The organism is Haemophilus parainfluenzae (assembly GCF_014931275.1).
Taxonomy (GTDB): Bacteria; Pseudomonadota; Gammaproteobacteria; order Enterobacterales; family Pasteurellaceae; genus Haemophilus_D.
This window is the reverse complement of the sequence record NZ_CP063110.1, coordinates 121,500-141,962: the sequence shown is the minus strand read 5'-3', so window position 1 is coordinate 141,962 and position 20,463 is coordinate 121,500. Positions and strand designations below refer to the sequence as shown.

19 protein-coding genes are annotated in these 20,463 nt (G+C 40.5%); 6 read left to right on the top strand and 13 right to left on the bottom strand.

Annotated features, from left to right (window positions below; all coding sequences use genetic code 11):
* Nucleotides 1-39 precede the first annotated feature (39 nt).
* A complete protein-coding gene (gene raiA, locus INQ00_RS00685; RefSeq protein ID WP_054419886.1) occupies nucleotides 40-363 on the top strand; it encodes a ribosome-associated translation inhibitor RaiA in 324 nt (107 codons plus the stop codon).
* Nucleotides 364-427: 64 nt separating this feature from the next.
* On the opposite strand, the gene INQ00_RS00680 is transcribed toward raiA, so the two are convergent.
* Complete coding sequence (locus INQ00_RS00680) at nucleotides 428-2,722, bottom strand: TonB-dependent hemoglobin/transferrin/lactoferrin family receptor (RefSeq protein ID WP_197546998.1); 2,295 nt, start codon at nucleotides 2,720-2,722, stop codon at nucleotides 428-430.
* Nucleotides 2,723-2,870: 148 nt separating this feature from the next.
* Between INQ00_RS00680 and INQ00_RS00675 the strand changes: the two genes are divergently transcribed.
* Nucleotides 2,871-3,893: a transferrin-binding protein-like solute binding protein gene (locus INQ00_RS00675; RefSeq protein WP_197546997.1), complete on the top strand. Its 1,023-nt coding sequence runs from the start codon at nucleotides 2,871-2,873 to the stop codon at nucleotides 3,891-3,893.
* 48 nt (nucleotides 3,894-3,941) lie between these two features.
* On the opposite strand, the gene INQ00_RS00670 is transcribed toward INQ00_RS00675, so the two are convergent.
* The 5 genes from INQ00_RS00670 to pnp form a co-directional block, all read right to left on the bottom strand.
* Nucleotides 3,942-4,085, bottom strand: a complete 144-nt coding sequence (locus INQ00_RS00670; protein ID WP_014064130.1) for a hypothetical protein — start codon at nucleotides 4,083-4,085, stop codon at nucleotides 3,942-3,944.
* A gap of 56 nt (nucleotides 4,086-4,141) precedes the next feature.
* Entirely contained in the window at nucleotides 4,142-5,536 is a 1,395-nt protein-coding gene (mltF, locus tag INQ00_RS00665; RefSeq protein WP_070590331.1) for a membrane-bound lytic murein transglycosylase MltF, read from the bottom strand.
* Nucleotides 5,537-5,631: 95 nt separating this feature from the next.
* Nucleotides 5,632-7,482, bottom strand: coding sequence for a DEAD/DEAH box helicase (locus tag INQ00_RS00660; protein WP_197546996.1), 1,851 nt, complete (start codon nucleotides 7,480-7,482; stop codon nucleotides 5,632-5,634).
* Nucleotides 7,483-7,557: 75 nt separating this feature from the next.
* Nucleotides 7,558-8,499, bottom strand: coding sequence for a lipoprotein NlpI (gene nlpI, locus INQ00_RS00655; protein WP_197546995.1), 942 nt, complete (start codon nucleotides 8,497-8,499; stop codon nucleotides 7,558-7,560).
* Nucleotides 8,500-8,563: 64 nt separating this feature from the next.
* Nucleotides 8,564-10,702: a polyribonucleotide nucleotidyltransferase gene (gene pnp, locus INQ00_RS00650; RefSeq protein ID WP_197546994.1), complete on the bottom strand. Its 2,139-nt coding sequence runs from the start codon at nucleotides 10,700-10,702 to the stop codon at nucleotides 8,564-8,566.
* Between the two features lie 243 nt (nucleotides 10,703-10,945).
* On the opposite strand from pnp, the gene nanQ reads away from it, so the two are divergent.
* A complete protein-coding gene (gene nanQ / locus INQ00_RS00645; RefSeq protein ID WP_054419872.1) occupies nucleotides 10,946-11,413 on the top strand; it encodes an N-acetylneuraminate anomerase in 468 nt (155 codons plus the stop codon).
* A gap of 67 nt (nucleotides 11,414-11,480) precedes the next feature.
* Here the strand turns inward: nanQ and INQ00_RS00640 are convergent, their stop codons facing one another.
* From INQ00_RS00640 to polA, 5 genes are all read right to left on the bottom strand, one after another.
* Nucleotides 11,481-11,702: a sulfurtransferase TusA family protein gene (locus tag INQ00_RS00640; RefSeq protein ID WP_005631077.1), complete on the bottom strand. Its 222-nt coding sequence runs from the start codon at nucleotides 11,700-11,702 to the stop codon at nucleotides 11,481-11,483.
* A gap of 9 nt (nucleotides 11,703-11,711) precedes the next feature.
* Nucleotides 11,712-12,755 carry a YeeE/YedE family protein gene (locus tag INQ00_RS00635; RefSeq protein ID WP_115912191.1) on the bottom strand — a complete coding sequence of 348 codons (1,044 nt, stop codon included), beginning with the start codon at nucleotides 12,753-12,755 and terminating at the stop codon, nucleotides 11,712-11,714.
* A gap of 166 nt (nucleotides 12,756-12,921) precedes the next feature.
* On the bottom strand, nucleotides 12,922-14,226 hold the full coding sequence (locus INQ00_RS00630; RefSeq protein WP_197546993.1) for an L-cysteine desulfidase family protein: 1,305 nt from the start codon (nucleotides 14,224-14,226) through the stop codon (nucleotides 12,922-12,924).
* Nucleotides 14,227-14,243: 17 nt separating this feature from the next.
* Entirely contained in the window at nucleotides 14,244-14,558 is a 315-nt protein-coding gene (locus tag INQ00_RS00625) for a cupin domain-containing protein (RefSeq protein ID WP_197546992.1), read from the bottom strand.
* A gap of 11 nt (nucleotides 14,559-14,569) precedes the next feature.
* A complete protein-coding gene (gene polA, locus INQ00_RS00620; protein ID WP_197546991.1) occupies nucleotides 14,570-17,368 on the bottom strand; it encodes a DNA polymerase I in 2,799 nt (932 codons plus the stop codon).
* Between the two features lie 160 nt (nucleotides 17,369-17,528).
* Here polA and INQ00_RS00615 point away from each other — a divergent pair, with 160 nt between their 5' ends.
* Nucleotides 17,529-17,834, top strand: a complete 306-nt coding sequence (locus INQ00_RS00615; protein ID WP_049362360.1) for a cell division protein ZapA — start codon at nucleotides 17,529-17,531, stop codon at nucleotides 17,832-17,834.
* Between the two features lie 48 nt (nucleotides 17,835-17,882).
* On the opposite strand, the gene INQ00_RS00610 is transcribed toward INQ00_RS00615, so the two are convergent.
* Together INQ00_RS00610 and ispB are read right to left on the bottom strand one after the other, a co-directional pair.
* Nucleotides 17,883-18,623: an epoxyqueuosine reductase QueH gene (locus INQ00_RS00610; RefSeq protein WP_049379906.1), complete on the bottom strand. Its 741-nt coding sequence runs from the start codon at nucleotides 18,621-18,623 to the stop codon at nucleotides 17,883-17,885.
* 1 nt (nucleotide 18,624) lies between these two features.
* A complete protein-coding gene (gene ispB / locus INQ00_RS00605; protein ID WP_197547481.1) occupies nucleotides 18,625-19,614 on the bottom strand; it encodes an octaprenyl diphosphate synthase in 990 nt (329 codons plus the stop codon).
* 229 nt (nucleotides 19,615-19,843) lie between these two features.
* Here ispB and rplU point away from each other — a divergent pair, with 229 nt between their 5' ends.
* The gene (rplU, locus tag INQ00_RS00600; protein ID WP_111406854.1) at nucleotides 19,844-20,155 is read left to right on the top strand and encodes a 50S ribosomal protein L21; all 312 of its coding nucleotides are present in this window, start codon (nucleotides 19,844-19,846) and stop codon (nucleotides 20,153-20,155) included.
* 20 nt (nucleotides 20,156-20,175) lie between these two features.
* Nucleotides 20,176-20,433, top strand: coding sequence for a 50S ribosomal protein L27 (gene rpmA / locus INQ00_RS00595; protein ID WP_005539872.1), 258 nt, complete (start codon nucleotides 20,176-20,178; stop codon nucleotides 20,431-20,433).
* The last annotated feature ends 30 nt before the right edge of the window (nucleotides 20,434-20,463 follow it).

The window sequence follows — 20,463 nt, the reverse complement described above, 5'->3', positions numbered from 1 at the left end:
TGAACCGAAGGGTTCATTTAACCAAAAGAGGTAAATGCTATGACACTCAATATCACAAGCAAACAAATGGAAATCACCCCTGCAATCCGTGAACATGTGGAGGGAAGACTTGCAAAATTAGAGAAATGGCACACTCAACTGATTAGCCCGCACTTTGTGTTAAATAAAGTGCCAAACGGCTTTTCTGTAGAGGCTTCAATTGGAACCCCGTTAGGTAATCTGTTAGCCAGTGCAACAGCAGAGGATATGTATAAAGCGATCAATGAAGTTGAAGAAAAATTAGAACGCCAATTAAACAAACTTCAACATAAAGGTGAATCCCGTCGAGCAGATGAACGTTTGAAAGATTCTTTTGAAAAATAAGGGATAGTGAATAAATAAAAGGGCGAACATGATGTTCGCCCTTTTTTATTAAGGAAATAATGAGTTAAAAACGAATTTCAACAGATGCTGCGAAATTACGCCCAGGCGCATAAAAACGCTCTAAACCTTTCCCTTCTTTATCAACTGAATCAGTCGTACTTATTTTGTTAATGCCACGTAAAGTATCCCAGGTGTGATATTTACGATTAAATAAGTTATAAAGCCCTGCTCGTAGTGTGATATTTTTATTCACTTTATAGAAACCATATAGATCGAATAAGACAGCTGAATTATTGAGATAAGGGTAGCTTTTGACTTCTCTCTCAAAGTTAGCCGTGTACTGTACTATTTGTGCATCTTTAGCTTTCTTCGCACCAAGGTAACTAGCTTTCGCATTAATTCCCCAAAGGTCATTTGGATCTTCATAGCCGATACCTAAAATCACTTTAATTGGCTGAATAGAAAGTAAGCTTGCTTCAGTGCCACTTAATTTTCCTTTGGCATAACCAAGATTAGCTAAGAATTTCCAACCTTGTGGAATGGTCGAAGAAACTTGTTCCAAGTTAACTTTACTGGTGAATTCCACGCCTGAAATTCTAGCGCGATCAATATTTACTGCTTGTTGTGCGATAGTTGTGTAATAAGGTAACTGTCCATAGCCAGCACTATATGGATCATAGAATTGATTCCGCTTTTTATAGGTTGATTCCTGTTCATAGAGGAAGTTTTTATAACGAGTATGATACAGATTTAGACCGAATGAACCTAATTGGTGTTCTGCTTGAAGATGAATAGATTGATTAAGAGCCTGTTCAGCTTCTAAATCAGGATTCGCTAGCCAGTTACCCGCTGCATGGTTATAAGTAAAATACATCTCTGAGGCTGTTGGAATACGGAAACCAGTAGAAATGTTATAACCAATTTTCCAAATATCATTAAGTTGGGCATCTAATCCTAATGAACCACTGACACTTTGGAATGTATTTGATGGAGGAGTGCTACTACAAGCACGACAGGTTGCATTTAAATCTTGTGGCACCAATTCATCCCAATCATAACGAATACCAAGTTGGCTAGAAAAAATGTCATTCCAAGTTACGTTATCTTGTAACTGAGTGAAGAATGAACGTGTTCTTACTGGATGTTGAATAGATTCGCTATCTTTTGCACTAGATCCATCGGCATTTATATTTAGATATTCATGATTATTGCGGTTATCAAAATCTTTTTGTGAAATACCGGTTTTTATAGTGAATTGATGGCTACCAAAACGACTTTCCCACGGCTGAAAATCAGCACGTAACGATCCACGCATAAATCGAGTATTCATGTGTGTATCTTGGATTTCATATAAACGTTTTTCCGATGGTTTGCTAAAATCAGCATTATAATTATGCCCACCTTTGTAGTTATTTGAACCAACATTCGTTTTTTGCCAATCAAAGTCAGTTTTCACATAACTTAACCAACGATTATTTTCCGGAAAATATTCATAGGCAAGGTTGGCATTATAGCGTTTACCAATATCTTCAGATTCTCGCCAAATACCCGCTAGTTGGTAAGATTTTTCATCAACAAAATTATCGGCCTTTTGCCCATTAAATGAAGCACTTACACGATGAGATGGCGTAATAAAGTAGCCAATTTTCGCTAAATAACTGTTATTTTTATGATGTGCAGGATCTGGGATGCCGCGAGCATTACCAAAAATATCTTCGCCGTTACCACGACTTTTCATTTCATGTCCGTTACGGCGAGAATAGAGTAGCGTTGCATCAAATTTATCATCTTTATAAGCAACACCTAAAGTGTGTGTCCATTCGCTATTTTTACTTGCGTAACCGTTTTTAAGTAATACACCCCATTTTTTATTTGGCAGAATAATATCATCAGCACCTAAAGTGCGGTAATTTACTGAACCGCCTAATGATCCACTTCCTGCATTGAAGGAATCTGAACCACGCATAATGTCAATACCTTGCACTAATTCTGGATCAATACTTAATCGTGAGCTATTAAAGTTACCATAACGTGCATAAAGTGAGTTTTCTTCTGATTCAGGCAAATTAACGCCATCAATACTAATACCAACTCGATTTCCTTCAACGCCACGCATTGCAAAGCCTTTATTGCGACGACCATTATCGCTAATGCCTACATCAGTTGCATAACGCACTAAGTCATAATTATCAGCCACCAATTCTTCTTGAATGACCTTACGAGTTTTTTTAATTTGACTCGCTTTGATTTCAGTATCGGTTACCGTGATGGTATCTAATGTTGTTTGTTCTTCTGCGTAAGCTTGTAAGGCTACCGCTACACAAATTGCACCTAAAGAAGGAGGAAATTTAAGAGCCATATATTCACCTAAAATTTAATTTGATTTATAAACTTTGGAGTGAATTTTACAAAAGTTAAATAATTTTGACAATGCTATTGCAAATTATTTTCATTTTCTGTAAATTGTGCACATCTATTTATAAAACATAAACAATAAGGATTCTCCTATGAGTAAAATTAAACTTTCAATCATTGCTCTTTCTTGTGTTATGGCATTAAGTGCTTGTTCTTCTAGCTCGAAAGGCGGTACAGATAATTCAGAGCAAATTCGCCAACTCGAAAGCGATTTAAATCAAAAAATAGCTGAGTTATCTAAGAAAGCAGAAAGCAACGCTTCAAAATCAAGTACTAACAGTACTCAAAGTCTAGGTAGTCAAAATCAAACTAGCCAAAGTAGTCAAAATCAAACTAGTCAAACTGGAACAAAGGGGTCGTACACATATACATCATCTTCAGACACAGATGCAAAACTAAAAGAACTTGAAAAATTACTTGCGGATGAAAAATCTAAAGTTTCATTAGGCGATAAAATTTTTGGTGGGACTAGTGGTGAGATGACAGATTATATTTCAGGTGGAGTGCTAGTTGGAGAGAAAAATGATGCTTCCCGCCCACAAGCACGAGATATCCGTGATCTGACGATCACTGATGAAAATGGTCAATTAGTGGATATCAATATTTTAAGAAGAGCAGGAGATATGGATCCTGAGAGTTATGAGCCATATGACGATCAATATAACCTTCGTAAAGAACGTCAAACGATTTTAAGTAATAGTAATTTTAAATCTAGCGCATTTGGTGCCTATTACGACACATTAACAGGTAATCGATATTTCTTTGCGCAAGGCTTACCAACAGCTGTAAGTCAAATTCCAACCGCAGGTCAAGTGGAGTATAAAGGTGGTGCTGTTTATAAGAAAGATGGTGAGCAAAATTACAGTGAACTAAGCCAGATGACAGCAACAGCAGATTTTGCTACAAAAGTGATTGATATCAATATTGCAGGAAAAACAAATGCCTTACCAGGAATGAATTTTGGCGGTAAGATCTCTGGTAACAGTTTTGCCGGAAATGCGAATGGTATTAAAACCCAAGGTGGTTTCTTTGGTGAAAATGCACAAGAAATGACAGGTCTATTCATTAACGAAGCAGACCAAGCTCGTGGTGCATTTGGTGGTATTAAGCAATAATATCTAATAATCAATAGTAAAAAGGCGAACATGATGTTCGCCTTTTTATTAGATATCTTGAACCACAAGTTGTAATGCGTGGCGTTGGAATTGTTGTGCTTTACGGTGTTTAAAACGTCTTAGACGTAAATTACGTGAAGCTGAAATATCTCTTGATGCTTTTTTCTTTAAGAAGGTTTTTCTTTTTAACATTTTTTTCTCCTTGTTTTCTTTCTATTTAATAAAAGCTCTATTTTTTCTGACCGCACTTATTCTGTTGCGGTCGCTTGGTTTTCTTGAACGCGATGATAATTCACAATGCTGTTCATGTAGCGGCGAATATTCTCGACATATTGGTAAGCCTCATAGCCGCGAGCGTAACCATATTTTAAGTTTGAATAATGGCGCTTTTCCGATAATAGTTGAAGATTATTTTTTACATCTAACCAGTTATCAGGATTGCCGCCTAATTTTTTAGTTAGGCGACGAGCATCTAAAATATGCCCTAACCCCATATTGTATGCCGCTAAAGAATACCAAATTCGGTCTTCTTCTGGAATACTGTCAGGCATTTGGTCGAGTAGCCAATGCAAATATTCCGATCCCGCTTTTATACTTTGTTCGGCATCTGTGCGATTATTAATATTCATCCGCACAGCCGTATCTTTGGTAAGCATCATCATCCCGCGCACACCTGTTGGAGAGGTGGCATAAGGGTCCCAATGCGATTCTTGATAGGCTACAGCGGCTAATAATCGCCAGTCTAAATTTCCTTTGTATTTTTCAAAGAGCGGTTGATATTGAGGGAGAATTTTCTCAACTGCCTCTAAATAAGCCTGAGTATCTACATAGTCAAAGGCAGTAATATGGCGGAAATATTTCTCCTCAATGCGATCAATTAATCCCGTTTCAATGGCATTATTCATAAAATCTAACAAGCCTGCTTGCAACTCATTATAGGATTTATTGGAGAGATACCAATGCACAGTCATTTCATCCGTTAGGTCAAATGCAATCGCTAAGTTAGGGCGAATTTGTTGTGCCGCAGCCACATCAATACTATTTGCAATGGTGTAAGGAATTTTCCCTTCAGCTACTTGAATCAATAATTCTTCTTGGGTTAATTGCTTGTTATTCTGCCATTTAAGTGCAGGAAGTTTTTTCTGTGCAAGGGATAATAATTTTTCTAAGTCTTCCCCCGCAGAAATGATAATTTCTTGCTGTACTTGCGCTAAATCTTTCGGACGATTTTCACCTTTTTTATACACAAGCTGCCAAGAGGCAGAAGTATAAGAGGGCCCTAACTGAAATTTTTCTGCACGTTGAGGCTGGAATAAAAGATTCGCAGCTGCAATATCAATATTGTTGTTCTCTAATTCGTTAAAAAGTTGATCGTTATTTTCTAAAGTTTTAATTTGTAAGCGAACCCCTAAGTAATCAGCAAAGTTTTTTGCTAATTCGTATTCCAAGCCAGATTCGCCCTCATTCCCAATAAAATAGTAAATGGGATTGTTAATGGTGCCGACAATAAGGCTACCGCGATTTTTGATCGCAGTGTAAGGGTTTTGCTCCGATTGCATAATTTTTTGCCAAGGGAACACCATATCCACTGCCCAAAGTAATAATGCAAAGGCAGCAATAATACGTAAAAATAGACCTTTCAATAGATAAACCTTATAAATTGAGATAAGAGACGATTGTAACGAGAATTAAGACAATAAAAAAGCCCCTTTTACTTCAAGGGGCTGTTAAATAAGGATTAACGTTGGCGATCTCGGCGACCACGTTCATTAAAAGTGCGGTCGTTTTTATCGTTAAATTTACGCTGACGACGTTCACCATTACGTTCACCACGGAAGCGATCTTGACCACGATCTCCACGCTCATTACGACGACCATCGCGACGGCCTTTTCCGCCAAAATCGTTACTACCACGTCCGCTGTCTGATTGTGTCGCGCCCATAAAGCTCATTTGCATTTGTTTATTTAAAACGCGAGTTTTAACGAATTGTTGAAGCAATTCTTTTGGCATGCCTTGTGGTAATTCAACGGTAGAGTAGTCATCATAAAGTTTGATATGGCCAATATAACGGCTGTTAATATCACCTTCATTGGAGATAGCACCTACGATATGACGCACTTCTACACCATCCGCACGACCCACTTCGATACGATATAAATCCATCGGTTGTGGTGTGCCGTAGCCTTTACGTTCACCACGACGTTCAGCCGAACGAGGATTTTCACGGCGATCACCACGATCATTACGGTCACGACGACGTTTATCCATTGGTGGATCCGGTGGAAGAATCAGTTTTTGTTTGCCTTGAAGCAACATCAACATTGCAGCAGCAATATCTTCTTGATCCTGATCTGCCGTGAATAAATCTTCTAATAAGCTACGATACATTTCCAGATCGTGATGTTCCAATTGCTTGGTAATTTTGTCTTGGAATTTTTTACGACGACAGGCTTGTAACACTTCATGATTTGGTAATTCAACTTCGTTGATTGGTTTTTTCATTAAGTGTTCAATATTACGAAGTAAACGGCGTTCACGTGGTTCAACGAATAATAATGCACGACCAGAACGACCTGCACGACCAGTACGACCGATACGGTGAACGTACGACTCTGCATCAAGTGGGATGTCATAGTTAACCACAAGACTGATTCGTTCAATATCGATACCGCGCGCAGCAACATCAGTTGCAACCACAATATCAAGGCTACCATTACGTAAGCGATCTAAGGTTTGTTCACGTAATTGTTGTGTCATATCACCGTTTAAAGCTGCAGCACGGAAACCGTGTTTTTCTAATAATTCAGTCACATCAAGTGTGCCTGTTTTAGTACGGGTAAAAATGATTGCCGCATCAAAATCTTCCACTTCTAAGAAGCGTAATAATGCATCATTTTTACGGAAACCTTGAACATACCAACAATTTTGCTCAATATCAGGCGCATTATCGTTATTTACTTTAATTTTCACTTCTTGCGGATTGTTCATGAAGCGTTTTGTGATGCGACGAATTGGCTCAGGCATGGTTGCTGAGAAAAGGGCTGTTTGGTGCTCTTCCGGTAATTCAGCCATAACGGTTTCTACATCATCAATAAAGCCCATACGAAGCATTTCATCGGCTTCATCAAGTACGATTGCTTTTAATTCAGATAGATTTAATGTGTTACGACGGATGTGGTCCAAAATACGACCCGGTGTACCTACAACAACTTGTGCACCTTGTTTTAATGCACGTAATTGAATGTCATAACGTTGGCCACCATAAAGGGTCACGATATTGATGCCTTTGGCATATTTCATGAAGTGTTCGCAAGCATCGGCAACTTGAATTGCAAGTTCACGTGTTGGTGCCATCACCAATAATTGTGGATGTTTTGCGGCTGGATCAATTTTAGCCAAAATAGGTAAAGAGAATGCGGCAGTTTTACCACTACCGGTTTGTGCCATACCAAGTACATCTCTGCCTTCTAGAAGAGCAGGAATACAAGCTTGTTGGATTGGCGAAGGTGTTTCAAAACCAAGGTCAGAAACGGCTTTTAGAATGAATTCAGGCAAGCCTAAATCATTAAAAGTGATTTTGTCTGTCATTAAAATGCTCGAATGTAAGTAAGGAAAGCTCAATTTAGCTTTCAGGTTTATTTGTTACACAAGAAAGAGGCAAGTCTAAAAAACAGCTGTTTTTGTGACCGCACTTTTTTCTTCTTTTTCGTCTTCAGTTTGAGCCGGTTTCAATTTCATCAGCTCTAACACGGCAAAACGATACTCAACAAAGTTATACACCTGATTCGCAATAGCAAGTTTGAATAAAGCCGCAGCTTCATCAATTTGCCCCAAATTGAGTTTTTGTTTTGCTAGATAAAAGTAGGTTTCGGTTAATATTTCTGCATATTGTTGCGAGTTTTCTGCAAATTTGGTTGCCCGCTCTTGCAAATCACTCACAGAAATATTACCTAAATAGTATTGAACGATATTTGTTCCCCAGAAGTCCTTAGATAGCCCTTTAGCTCGTTCAACAAGGTTGGCATGGGCTTCTTGTGGTTTTAATTTTTGTTCGTTCAAATAGAGCCAGAGTACGCGATAAGGATCTTTGGTATCGGCTTCATAAAACTTCATAAAATCGTCTTCAGCAAGATTATAGCGTTCGACGTAATAAAAATTTAAACCACGATTAAGATGGGTATAGTCATAACTTGGGTCCAATTCAAACACCGCATTAAAGGTTTCTAATGCACTGTCGTAATCTTCTTCAAGCAGTAAGTAAAGCCCTAAATAATTGTAAACGGAAGCCATCTTTGGCTGTAACGCGAGGGCTTGTGTAAAGTCATAACGTGCGAGGCCCCATAAACCGAGGGAATCGTATAATACTCCGCGTTCAAAGTGAAGCGTCGCCCGTTCTTCATTACTCATTTTTCCAACTAATAAAACCTGCCCGATTCGGGTAATCATCACTTCTTGTTCGAAGTGCGTATTCGGGTTCTGATCCGCTAGCACGACTTTATTTGGTGCGACAAACACGTTTCCCGATTGTACACAACCGGAAATAAATAAAATCACACTTAGGCTAGACAACGAAACTAGAAAACGGAATAACCGAAAATACTGCATTGTTTTATAAGTTAGTTTGATAATCAAAATGGGTGTGTAAACTGTATTCACACACCCTGTGAGATTATTCTTGTTCTTCTGAAATGTCTTCTGCTGGTGCAGATTCTGCTTCAGTTTCTTGTTTTGGTGCAAGATCTTTCATGGTTAAGCGGATACGACCTTGGCGATCGATTTCAACCACTTTAACCGTCACTTCTTGACCAACTTGAAGATAATCACTCACTTTCTCTACACGTTCTTCAGCGATTTGAGAAATATGAACTAAACCTTCTTTATTTCCAACGATAGCGACGAATGCACCGAAGTCAGCAAGACGAGTTACTTTACCTTTGTAAATTGCGCCAGCTTCAACTTCAGCAACGATTTCTTCAATACGTGCCATCACGTTTTTCGCTGCACTGCTATCTACTGCGGCGATTTTCACTGTACCATCATCATCGATATCGATAGAAGTACCGGTTTCTTCAGTTAATGCACGGATAGTTGCACCACCTTTACCGATAACATCTTTGATTTTCTTCGGATCAATTTTCATGGTGTGAATACGCGGCGCGTAGTCAGAAATATCTGCACGTGGTGCAGGGATTGCTTGTTCCATTACGCCAAGAATGTGCATACGAGCACCTTTTGCTTGGTTTAATGCAATTTGCATAATTTCAGGGGTGATACCTTCAATTTTGATATCCATTTGAAGTGCGGTGACACCTTCACGTGTGCCCGCCACTTTAAAGTCCATATCACCTAAGTGGTCTTCATCACCTAAGATATCTGAAAGAACCACGAATTTCTCTTCTTCTTTCACTAAGCCCATAGCGATACCTGCAACAGCAGCTTTGATTGGAACGCCCGCATCCATTAATGCTAAAGACGCACCACATACAGACGCCATAGAAGAAGAACCATTGGATTCAGTAATTTCAGATACAACACGCACGACATACGGGAATTCTGCAAGACTTGGCATAACCGCAGCGACACCACGTTTTGCTAAACGACCGTGACCGATCTCACGACGTTTTGGTGAGCCGATCATACCCGTTTCACCTACAGAGTATGGAGGGAAGTTGTAGTGGAATAAGAAGTGATCTTGACGTTCACCAGTTAATTCATCAATGATTTGTGCATCACGTTCAGTACCTAACGTTGCAACGGCTAATGCTTGTGTTTCACCACGGGTGAAAATTGCAGAACCGTGAGTACGTGGTAGTACACCTGTGCAAATATCTAATGCACGAACGGTATCAACAGTACGGCCATCAATACGTGGCTCACCTGCAATGATACGGCCACGAACGATTTGGCTTTCAAGTGCGGTGAAAATATCCACGATTTTACCTTCGCTGATCTCTTCATCTTCTGCTGTGATTTGTGCAATCACATCCGCTTTAATTGCATCGATTTGTTCGTAACGTGCTTGTTTTTCAGTAATGCGGTATGCATCGCCTAAACGTGCTTCTGCAATCGCTTTTACTTTGTTGATTAAATCTGTGTTTGGTTGTGGAGCAACCCAATCCCAACGTGGTTTGCCAGCTTCTTTTGCAAATTCTTTGATTGCTTCAACCACAACTTGTTGTTGTTGATGACCGAATACGACAGCCGCTAACATTTGTTCTTCAGTTAAAACGTCTGCTTCAGATTCAACCATTAATACGGCTTTGTCAGTACCCGCAACCACTAAGTCTAAACGGCTTTGTTTTTGTTCAGCCATAGTTGGGTTTAATACGAATTGGTTGTCGATGAAACCAACACGTGCTGCACCGATAGGGCCATTGAAAGGCACACCAGATAAGGTTAATGCTGCAGAAGCACCAATCATTGCTACTAAGTCTGGGCTGATTTGTGGGTTTACAGAAACTACAGTTGCCACAACTTGGATTTCGTTGAAGAAACCTTCTGGGAATAATGGACGAATTGGACGGTCGATTAAACGAGCAATTAAAGTTTCGCCTTCAGATGGACGACCTTCACGTTTGAAGAAACCACCAGGGATTTTACCTGCCGCATAAGTACGCTCTTGGTAGTTTACGGTTAATGGGAAGAAGTCTTGACCTTCTTTCACATCTTTTTTAGCCACAACAGTCACGAATACCGTGGTATCGTCCATGCTTGCCATAACCGCAGCGGTCGCTTGACGTGCAATCGCGCCGGTTTCTAGAGTAACGGTATGTTGACCGTATTTAAATTGTTTAACAATTGGATTCACAATGTTTTCCTTCAAAATAATATTTAAAACAAAGCTTTATTTTCCAGATTGCGACTAGCAAAAGAAATCTTTCAGAAAAAATGACCGCACTTTGGGCGTTTAAAAATTTCTTTTGATAGCCGCACGCTAATGCAGAAAATAAAGCTCGCTTATTATACAGAGTTTTAAATTTATTGGTAACTTTATTTAATATAAGCAACTTGTTATCATATTCTCATACAAATACATACGTAAGGAGACACTATGATTATCAGTGCATTAAATAACCCAAATTTCAAAGTGGGTTTACCAAAAGTTATCGCGGACATTTGCGATCATCTCAACACGTTAGATCTTGAAGCATTAGAAAATGGTCGTCATGATTTAAGCGAGCAAGTTTATATGAATGTCATGGAATTTGATACGGTTGACGCGGATAGCAAACAAGCTGAACTTCACCATAAATATCTAGATATTCAATTACTTATTCGTGGTGAAGAAAATGTTGAAGTAAGCGCGACTTATCCAAATCTCAGCTTATACGATGAATATCGTGATGCAGATGATTACCAACTTACTCCACAAATTGAAGATAAAAGCACCGTAACACTTTTACCAAAAATGTTTGCGGTCTTTTTCCCTTATGAACCACATAAACCAGGTTGCACCGTGAACGGCAAATCAAGTTTTGTGAAAAAACTAGTGGTGAAAGTACCAGTTGAATTGATTTAATTATTTCGATTCATTAAAGCAAAAGTGCGGTCAGAAATTTATATATTTTTCTAACCGCACTTTTTTATTATTTAATCACTGTAATTGACCATTTCGCATCATCAATTTGCTCAAAGTTTGTGACTTCATAACCTTCTTCAGCCGCCCAAGCGGGAATGGCTTCAGTGGCTTGTGTGCAGTCGAATTCAATTTCTAGGCCATCGCCTTTGTTTAACTTAGCCATAGCTTCCTTTGCTTCAACGAGAGGAAATGGGCAAACAAGGCCGAGTGTTGGTAATTTAACGATCATATAAACTCCTTATGATGCTTTTGCTAATTTTAAACGTTGTGGACGGATAATGGTGAAGTAGGCGGCTACCCAAGTGCCGAGAATCATCAATGGCAATGAGACCCAACCTTGCCAAGAGAAAAAGGCAGTTTCGACTAAACCGTTACCGATAGAACAGCCACCCGCAAGGGTTGCGCCAATACCCATGAGAATACCGCCGAGTCCGCTGCGTAGAATCGTGGTGGCATCCGGTACGCGAACACGAAATTCATTGCTTGCTTTCGCGCCGATGAATGACCCGATAAAAATCCCTAAGACTAAGAATACGCCCCAGTTAATAAATTTACCGTCGCCAGTAACGAGGAATTGCATGATATTAGCGGATGGACCAGTGATCCCAAGTCCAAACTCACGACCCGTAGCGACACTGAGTGGCCAAGCCGCAAGCGCGATTAATCCGATTAATACAGCAGAGAAAAATGGGTGCCAGCGTTTTTCAAATAATAAGTGGGCAAGCCCTGTTTTCTTCGGTTTTAATGCCGCAACTTTTACGCTGGGTTTACTGAGATGTTTGTACACATAGAAAGCTGTCACTAAAGTTAATAATGCGACTAACCACCAAGGTGAGATACCGAATGTATCGTAAATGTTGCGTTGTTCAATATTGATGCTGCGTAAAGTTTTATTGAATTCGCCTAATGGGCCAGTACGCATGATGGCACTTAACAACATATAAGTGAATAACGCAACCCAACTGCCGACTAAGCCTTCCGCAGCACGGTACCACGTACCTGTCGCACAACCGCCAGCAAGAACAATACCGATGCCAAATACAAAGGCACCGATAATCACCGCTAAAAAGGCAAAATTTTCAGCCGGATCGACATTTAATACACCGATTTCTTTTAAGAGAAAGAAACCGATGGATTGCACGGTAATCGCCAATAGAAGGGCTACAAACATTTTGTTATTTTTGGTGACATACATATCGCGAAATGCGCCAGTAATACAAAAGCGCCCACGCTGCATCACAAATCCGAGTAAAATTCCGCAAAGTAATCCGGTTAAAAGCATAAATATTCCTTCTCTTTTAGAACTAAGTAGGTCGGTATTTTCTAAAAAAATAAGAAGGTAGTGCCAATAACTTTTAGCTAGAAAATATGTTTTTTTGATATAAAAAAAGTGCGGTCAGAAATTTGTGTGTTTTTCTGACCGCACTTTATCGTAAGTTATCTTGATATTAAGGGCAAGGTTTACTCACCATAATTTCAATCACTTGGCGATCAATATGATGCATACTTTTAGAAGCAATTGAGCATAGATTGTCGATAGTGCGATCGAGATCATGTTCAACAATACCTTCATTACCCGTAACATGAGTTTCATCCATTGCCATAAGCACCGATTTATAGCCAGATGCTACGCTGGTGGACACTTTCATGGCACAGCTATTGGATGCGCCATCGCAGATGATTCCGCTAATATCACCAATCATGCTGCAAATCCCCATGCTCACGGTTTCAAATTTACCTGTAAGCAAATAGGCGATACCCGCACAGCTTCCCATAGAGGCAGTTGTTACCGCACAAAGGGCAGAAAGTTTGGGTAATTTACTGTGGATATAAATGGCCATTAAATGTGATAAGAAGAGGGCACGGAGACGTTTTTCTTCACTCACGTTTAAATAATCGGCGACCACAACCACGGGCATAGTCGCAGCAATACCTTGGTTGCCAGAGCCTGAATTACTCATTGCTGGTAATGTAGCTCCACCCATACGCGCATCGGAGGCTGCAGTAGTTTCGATCATGATTTTGCTGAGTAAATCATCTGACATTAAGCCACTACCAACTTGTTTGCGTAACGTTCTGCCAATGTGTAAGCCGTAATTTTCACGTAATCCTTCGTTAGACAGCGCTCGGTTTAGAGCGGCAGCTTGTCCGATAAAGCGGATTTTATCGAGCTCAACTTCACAAGAAAATTCAAAGATTTCACGTGCGCTCACCTGTTTGAAAATATCATAAGGATCGCAATCAGCACATTCATCATGTTCTTTCTCAAAAACAACTTCGCCATTTTTTTCAATTAAAATGATGTTTGTGTGTTGATCTTGAATGGCTACTTTCACTCGGTCATTATCGGCAAACAACATGGCTTCTGAATATAAGATATGATCGGTTTGATGAATATCCACATTAACGAGCTTTTTATCAAGCATCGCTTTGGCTTGTGAAACTTGTTCTGGCGTGATGTGTTTTAACACTTCCAACTCACCCTCAGGATCGCCGCCTAAAGCACCAATTGCTGCAGCAATAGGCAAGCCGACCATGCCCGTTCCCGGTACTGCAACGCCCAATCCATTTTTCATTAAGTTTGGTGATACTTTAGCTTCAATACGTTCAGGTGTTTTGCCTAAATATTTAGCCGCTGTTGCTGCGGCAAGCGCTAAAGAGATAGGTTCAGTACAGCCAAGTGCGGGAACAACATCACGTTCCACAAGGTGAAGTAATGATTTTTCGATTTTGTTGAGTCTTTCTTGGTTCATAAAATTCTTTTAATTTATTAAATACTGTCTTCTTTCTCTATGACTAATATGCGCGCTTCGCCTTGTGGATGAGCAACGTGTTCGGTACCGATACCCGCATAAAAAATATCACCTGTATGGAGCAATACGGCTTTATCTTGGCCTTCTTCTTTGTAGCGCATTTCCACTGTACCATCCATGACAGCAAAGACTTCTTCACCGTCATTGATATGCCATTTGTAAGGTTTGTCTGTCCAGTGAAGACGCACGGAAATACCATTCATATTGGTAATATCAAGTGCTCCCCAAGCACGTTCTGCCTTAAAGTGCTGACTTTGAATAACTTTATTCATGACTATATTCCTTAGTGCGCCTCATCCCAGTTAGTGCCTTGACCTACTTCTACAATCAGTGGTACGACTAAATCAGCTGCGCTTTCCATGTGTGTTTTGATGAGCTCGCTATAAAACGCGACTTTTTCTGACCGCACTTCAAACACCAATTCATCGTGCACCTGCATAATCATCGCAATATCGGGATCGTTTTGTAGTGTTTGATCCAATTGAATCATGGCTCGTTTGATAATGTCTGCGGCAGTGCCTTGCATTGGTGCATTGATCGCGACACGTTCGGCTGCTTTACGGCGCATACCGTTAGAGGAGTTAATATCCGGCAGATATAAACGACGGCCGAATAGGGTTTCCACATAGCCTTGGGCTTTAGCTTTTTCACGAATATCATGCATAAAAGTTTGTACGCCTGGATAGCGTTTGAAATACAAATCCATATAGCTCTGGGCATCTGCACGGCCAATACCGAGTTGACGCGATAAGCCAAAGGCTGACATACCATAAATTAAACCGAAGTTAATCGCTTTAGCATTGCGGCGTTGTTCGGATGTTACTTCATCTAGTGCGACACCAAAGATTTCTGCTGCGGTAGAGCGGTGAATATCTTTGCCTTGGGTAAAAGCATTAATTAAGCCCTGATCTTGTGATAGGTGCGCCATAATGCGCAGCTCGATTTGCGAATAGTCAGCTGCCACAACAGTAAAGCCTTCGCGCGCAATAAATGCCTGACGAATACGGCGACCTTCTTCATTACGAATCGGAATGTTTTGCAGATTCGGATCACTTGATGAAAGACGACCGGTAGCTGTCACCGCTTGATGATAGGAAGTATGCACTCGACCCGTTTGCGGATTCACCATTTGCGGCAATTTGTCGGTGTAGGTCGATTTTAGTTTGCTTAGCCCACGATGTTCTACCAACACTTTCGGCAATTCATGGCTAAATGCCAGTTCTTCCAACACTTCCTCGTTAGTGGATGGCGCACCTTTTGGTGTTTTTTGAATAACGGGTAAACCTAATTTATCAAATAAAATTTCTTGTAATTGTTTGGTGGAAGCTAAATTAAATGGTTGCCCCGCCAAGGCGTAGGCTTGTTCTTCTAATTCACTTAAACGGTTAGCGATTTCGTTAGATTGCAGGAATAGTGCATCGCTATTAATTAAGACACCACGACGTTCCATACGGGAAAGTACGCCTAACAATGGCAATTCCATTTCTTTAAAGAGTTTTTCAAGAGTGGGTTCTTTCGAGAGTTTTTCCCATAGCACTTGTTGCAGTTTCATTGTTACATCAGCATCTTCCGCCGCGTACTCAGCGGCTTGTTCTAATGGAATTTGGTTAAAGGTCAGTTGATTTTTACCTTTGCCTGCAATCTCTTCAAAACTGATGGTTTGATGTCCTAAATAACGTTTCGCCAGATCGTCCATATTATGACGACCAGTGCTGTTGAGCACATAGGACTCCAACATGGTATCGAAAGCTACACCTTGCACATCAATGCCATTACGGGCGAAAATAGTGAGGTCGTACTTGAAGTTTTGCCCGACTTTTTGAATGGCTGGATTTTCTAAAACCGGTTTTAACAGCGAAAGTGCGGTTGTTTTTTCAAGGGTTTTTGGCGCACCTAAATAATCTAATTGCAACGGTAAATAGGCCGCTTCACCGTTTTCTAGCGCAAAGGAAATCCCCACTAAGTTGGCAGCCATATAATCTAAATTATCGGTTTCTGTATCTAAGGCAAAAAGTTTGGCTTGCTTGAGTTTTTCCACCCAACGATTTAAATCCGCTTCGGTGAGCAAGGTTTCATAACGGCTACGATCAATTTGAATTGCCGGCAATGTTTCATCGCTATTGTTTTGAGCGAGTGCTGGCGTAGCTTGATAGTGATTAATCTTGGTCGGTTGTTCGTTATTATTAGTAATGGAATCAGCGCCATTCATCACTTCATTGAGCCAACGTTTAAATTCATAACGGCCGAAATATTCAGTGAGTTGATCGTTATTGCTTGCGCCAAGAGTGAGTTGCTCTGGTGTAATATCGAGAGCGACATCAGTTTTGATCGTGGCAAGGCGATAGGATAAATCCGCCATTTCTTTTTCCGCCAATAATTTATCACCTAATTTTTTTGCCCCACGAATTGGCAATTCAGCCACTTTGTCTAAGTTGGCATAAATTTCTGCCATGCTGCCGATACCTTGCAAGAGACCAAGTGCGGTTTTTTCACCGACACCCGCCACGCCTGGAATATTATCGGCGCTATCGCCCATTAGCGCTAAGTAATCGATGATGAGTTCTGGTGGAATACCGTATTTTTCAATCACGGCCTCGCGATCTAATAGGGTATTATTCATGGTATTGATCAACATAATGTTGTCATCCACTAGCTGTGCCATGTCTTTATCGCCGGTGCTGATCAAGACTTTTTGATTAGCTTTGGAAGCCGCTACCGCTAAGGTACCAATGACATCGTCCGCCTCCACGCCTTCAATGACTAAAAGAGGAATGCCAAGGGCACGGATAATATCGTGTAACGGCTGAATTTGTTTACGCAGATCGTCGGGCATCGGTGGACGATGGGATTTATATTGTTCAAACATTTCATCACGGAAAGTTTTGCCTTTCGCATCAAAGACTACCGCAATATGGCTCGGTTGCACTTGCGAAATCAGGCTTTTGAGCATGTTCAATACACCGTACATGGCGCCAGTCGGTTCGCCGGCTGAATTGGTGAGTGGCGGAAATGCATGGAAAGCACGATATAAATAAGATGAACCGTCCACTAGGACTAATGGATTAGGAGCGATAGTTGGCATAAATATTCCGTTCAAAAATAATGAAAAGTGTCGCATTATAGCGTAAATTGCGAAATGGGGCGAACGGATAAAGAGCGGTCAATTAAACGTAAAAATTATGACGAAGGCATTTGGCTGTGGCATAATAGGAACACTTGAGCATTCAACATAAGGGAATAACATGTCATTAAAACTGGTTGAAGTTGTTGTATTAGGGCAAGTGCTGCGCTTGAATGTCCCTGCTGAACAAGAAGAGATTTTGCGTCAAGCAGCGCGCAATTTAGATCTTCAAGTGTCTGAAATGAAAGAGCGTACAGGTTTATTGCAATTAGACCGTGTGCTTTCTATTGTTGCCTTGAATTTAAGTTTTGAATTAACCCAAGAAAAGAATAAAAATGCCCAGATTGAAAACGTGTTATGTACGCGAATTCAACAATTAGATCATTCTTTAGAGAATGCATTAGGTGGGCGCCTTATCGTCGATTAAATAAAAAAGAACCGCATGTTGAAAGTGCGGTTCTTTTTTTATGAGTTTTTAATCGGGCGTGTAATAGAGTTTACCAATTTCAATTTTTTGTCGCCCTGTTTCTTCACGCCATTTATTGCTGTCTCGTAAAGAATAAACGCAGCCACAATATTCTTGCTGATAAAAACGTTCACGCTTACTGATTTCGATCATGCGTTGCGATCCGCCAGCTTTACGCCAGTTGTAATCCCAATAAATCACATCATCATATTTTTCAGCCGCACGGTGACCGCAACCGTTGATTTGATCCATGTCTTTCCAGCGAGAAATACCAAGGCAACTAGTAAACACAGGAAAACCATGCTCATGAGCATATTCAGCGGCTTTTTCAAAACGCATATCAAAACACATGGTACAACGAATTCCACGTTCAGGTTCCCATTCCATGCCTTTTGCGCGATCAAACCATTGTTGGCGATCGTAGTCAGCATCAATAAACGGAATCCCAAATTTTTGGGCAAAGCGGATATTTTCTTCTTTACGAATTAAATATTCTTTTAATGGATGAATATTCGGGTTGTAAAAATAAATCGTAAATTCAATACCCGAGGCCAAAATGGCTTCCATCACTTCACCTGAGCAAGGCGCACAGCAAGAGTGGAGAAGCAACTTATTATGTCCTTCGGGTAATTCAAGTTTTTCACGAATAAAAGGCGCATTGGGATCCTTGCGTACTTTTTGTTTACGCGGTTTTTGAAATTTAGGTTGAGAATCGACCGCACTTTGCGGTTGAATTTGTTCTTCAGTCATATTAATAAGTTCGGTCTACCGATAAATAAGCCAGTGAAATTAAGGCTTTTTTGTATTCGCTTTCAGGTAATAAGGCAATAGAATCAACCGCTTTTTTGGCTTCTTGTTTCGCACGATCCATCGCATAATCAAGGGATTTATGTTCAGCCATAATCGCAAGCACTTCATCGATCGCATCACGTTTTCCGCCTTGTTCAATGGCTTCGCGAATAAGCGCGGCTTGTTGTGGATTACCGTGACGCATTGCGTGTAATAAAGGAAGAGTCGGTTTACCTTCAGCGAGGTCGTCACCCACATTTTTGCCTAATGCTGCAGCGTTTGCGCTGTAATCTAGCACGTCATCCACTAATTGGAATGCAGTACCGAGATAGCGACCATATTCTTGAAATGCGGTTTCAATTGATTTTTCAGCACCCGCAACAATCGCAACAGATTGTGCCGCCACTTCAAATAAGCGTGCTGTTTTACTATAAATCACGCGCATATAACTTTCTTCTGTGGTATCCGGATCATTCACGTTCATTAATTGTTGAACTTCACCTTCTGCCAACACGTTGGTGGCATCGGCCATAATGCGAAGAATATCTAGCGATTGTAACTGCGCCACTAATTGGAATGCACGAGTATAAATGAAGTCACCTACTAATACGCTAGCGGCATTACCAAAAGCAGAGTTAGCCGTTGCGCGACCTCGACGCATATCAGATTCATCTACCACATCATCGTGTAATAAAGAAGCAGTGTGAATAAATTCTACAAAGGTCGCACAAGTTGCTACTTTATCGCTTTCGTAGCCTAATGCACGCGCCGCTAAGACCGCAATAAGTGGTCGAATACGTTTTCCGCCACCTTGTACAATATAAAAACCAAGCTGATTAACCATCGGCACGTCTGAGTTAATTTGTGCTAAAATAGCTTGGTTGACTTTCTGCATATCCGCATCGGTTAATGCTTGGATTGAATGCATATCCATTAAATCTTGTTTGTTCATCTTCATTTGGTTCGATGGTTGTGTATATAAAAGAAAAGTGCGGTGAATTTTACCCGATTTTTCAAGGTTTCTGAAATTAAACTCGAGGAAAAGCGCTTTTTTTTATTTTATTGCAAATAAGTGCTTGCGATCGAGTTGTTTTTTCCGTAGAATTTGCGACCTATTTATATGAATTTTGAAGTGCGGACCGAAAATAGTAACGGAGAAGCACAATTATAGCGGAGTATTTATGTACGCAGTTTTCCAAAGTGGCGGTAAACAACACCGTGTGAGCGAAGGTCAAGTAGTTCGTTTAGAAAAACTTGAACTTGCAACTGGCTCAACAGTTGAGTTCGACTCAGTGTTGATGGTCGTTAATGGTGAAGATGTTAAAATTGGTGCACCAGTAGTAGCTGGCGCGAAAGTAGTGGCTGAAGTTGTGGCACAAGGTCGTGGCGATAAAGTTAAAATCGTTAAGTTCCGTCGTCGTAAACACAGCCGTAAACAACAAGGTCATCGTCAGTGGTTCACAGAAGTGAAAATCACTGGGATTCAAGCATAATTTCAGAGGAGATCAAGTAGATGGCAACTAAAAAAGCTGGTGGTTCAACTCGTAACGGTCGTGATTCTGAAGCTAAACGCCTTGGTGTTAAACGTTTCGGTGGCGAATCTGTATTAGCAGGTAGCATCATTGTACGTCAACGTGGTACTAAATTCCACGCAGGTAACAACGTAGGTATGGGCCGTGACCACACCTTATTTGCTACCGCTGACGGTAAAGTAAAATTTGAAGTGAAAGGCGAGAAAAGCCGTAAATACGTAAGTATTGTAACTGAATAATTTTACATCTGATTTGATAAACGCCCCGCA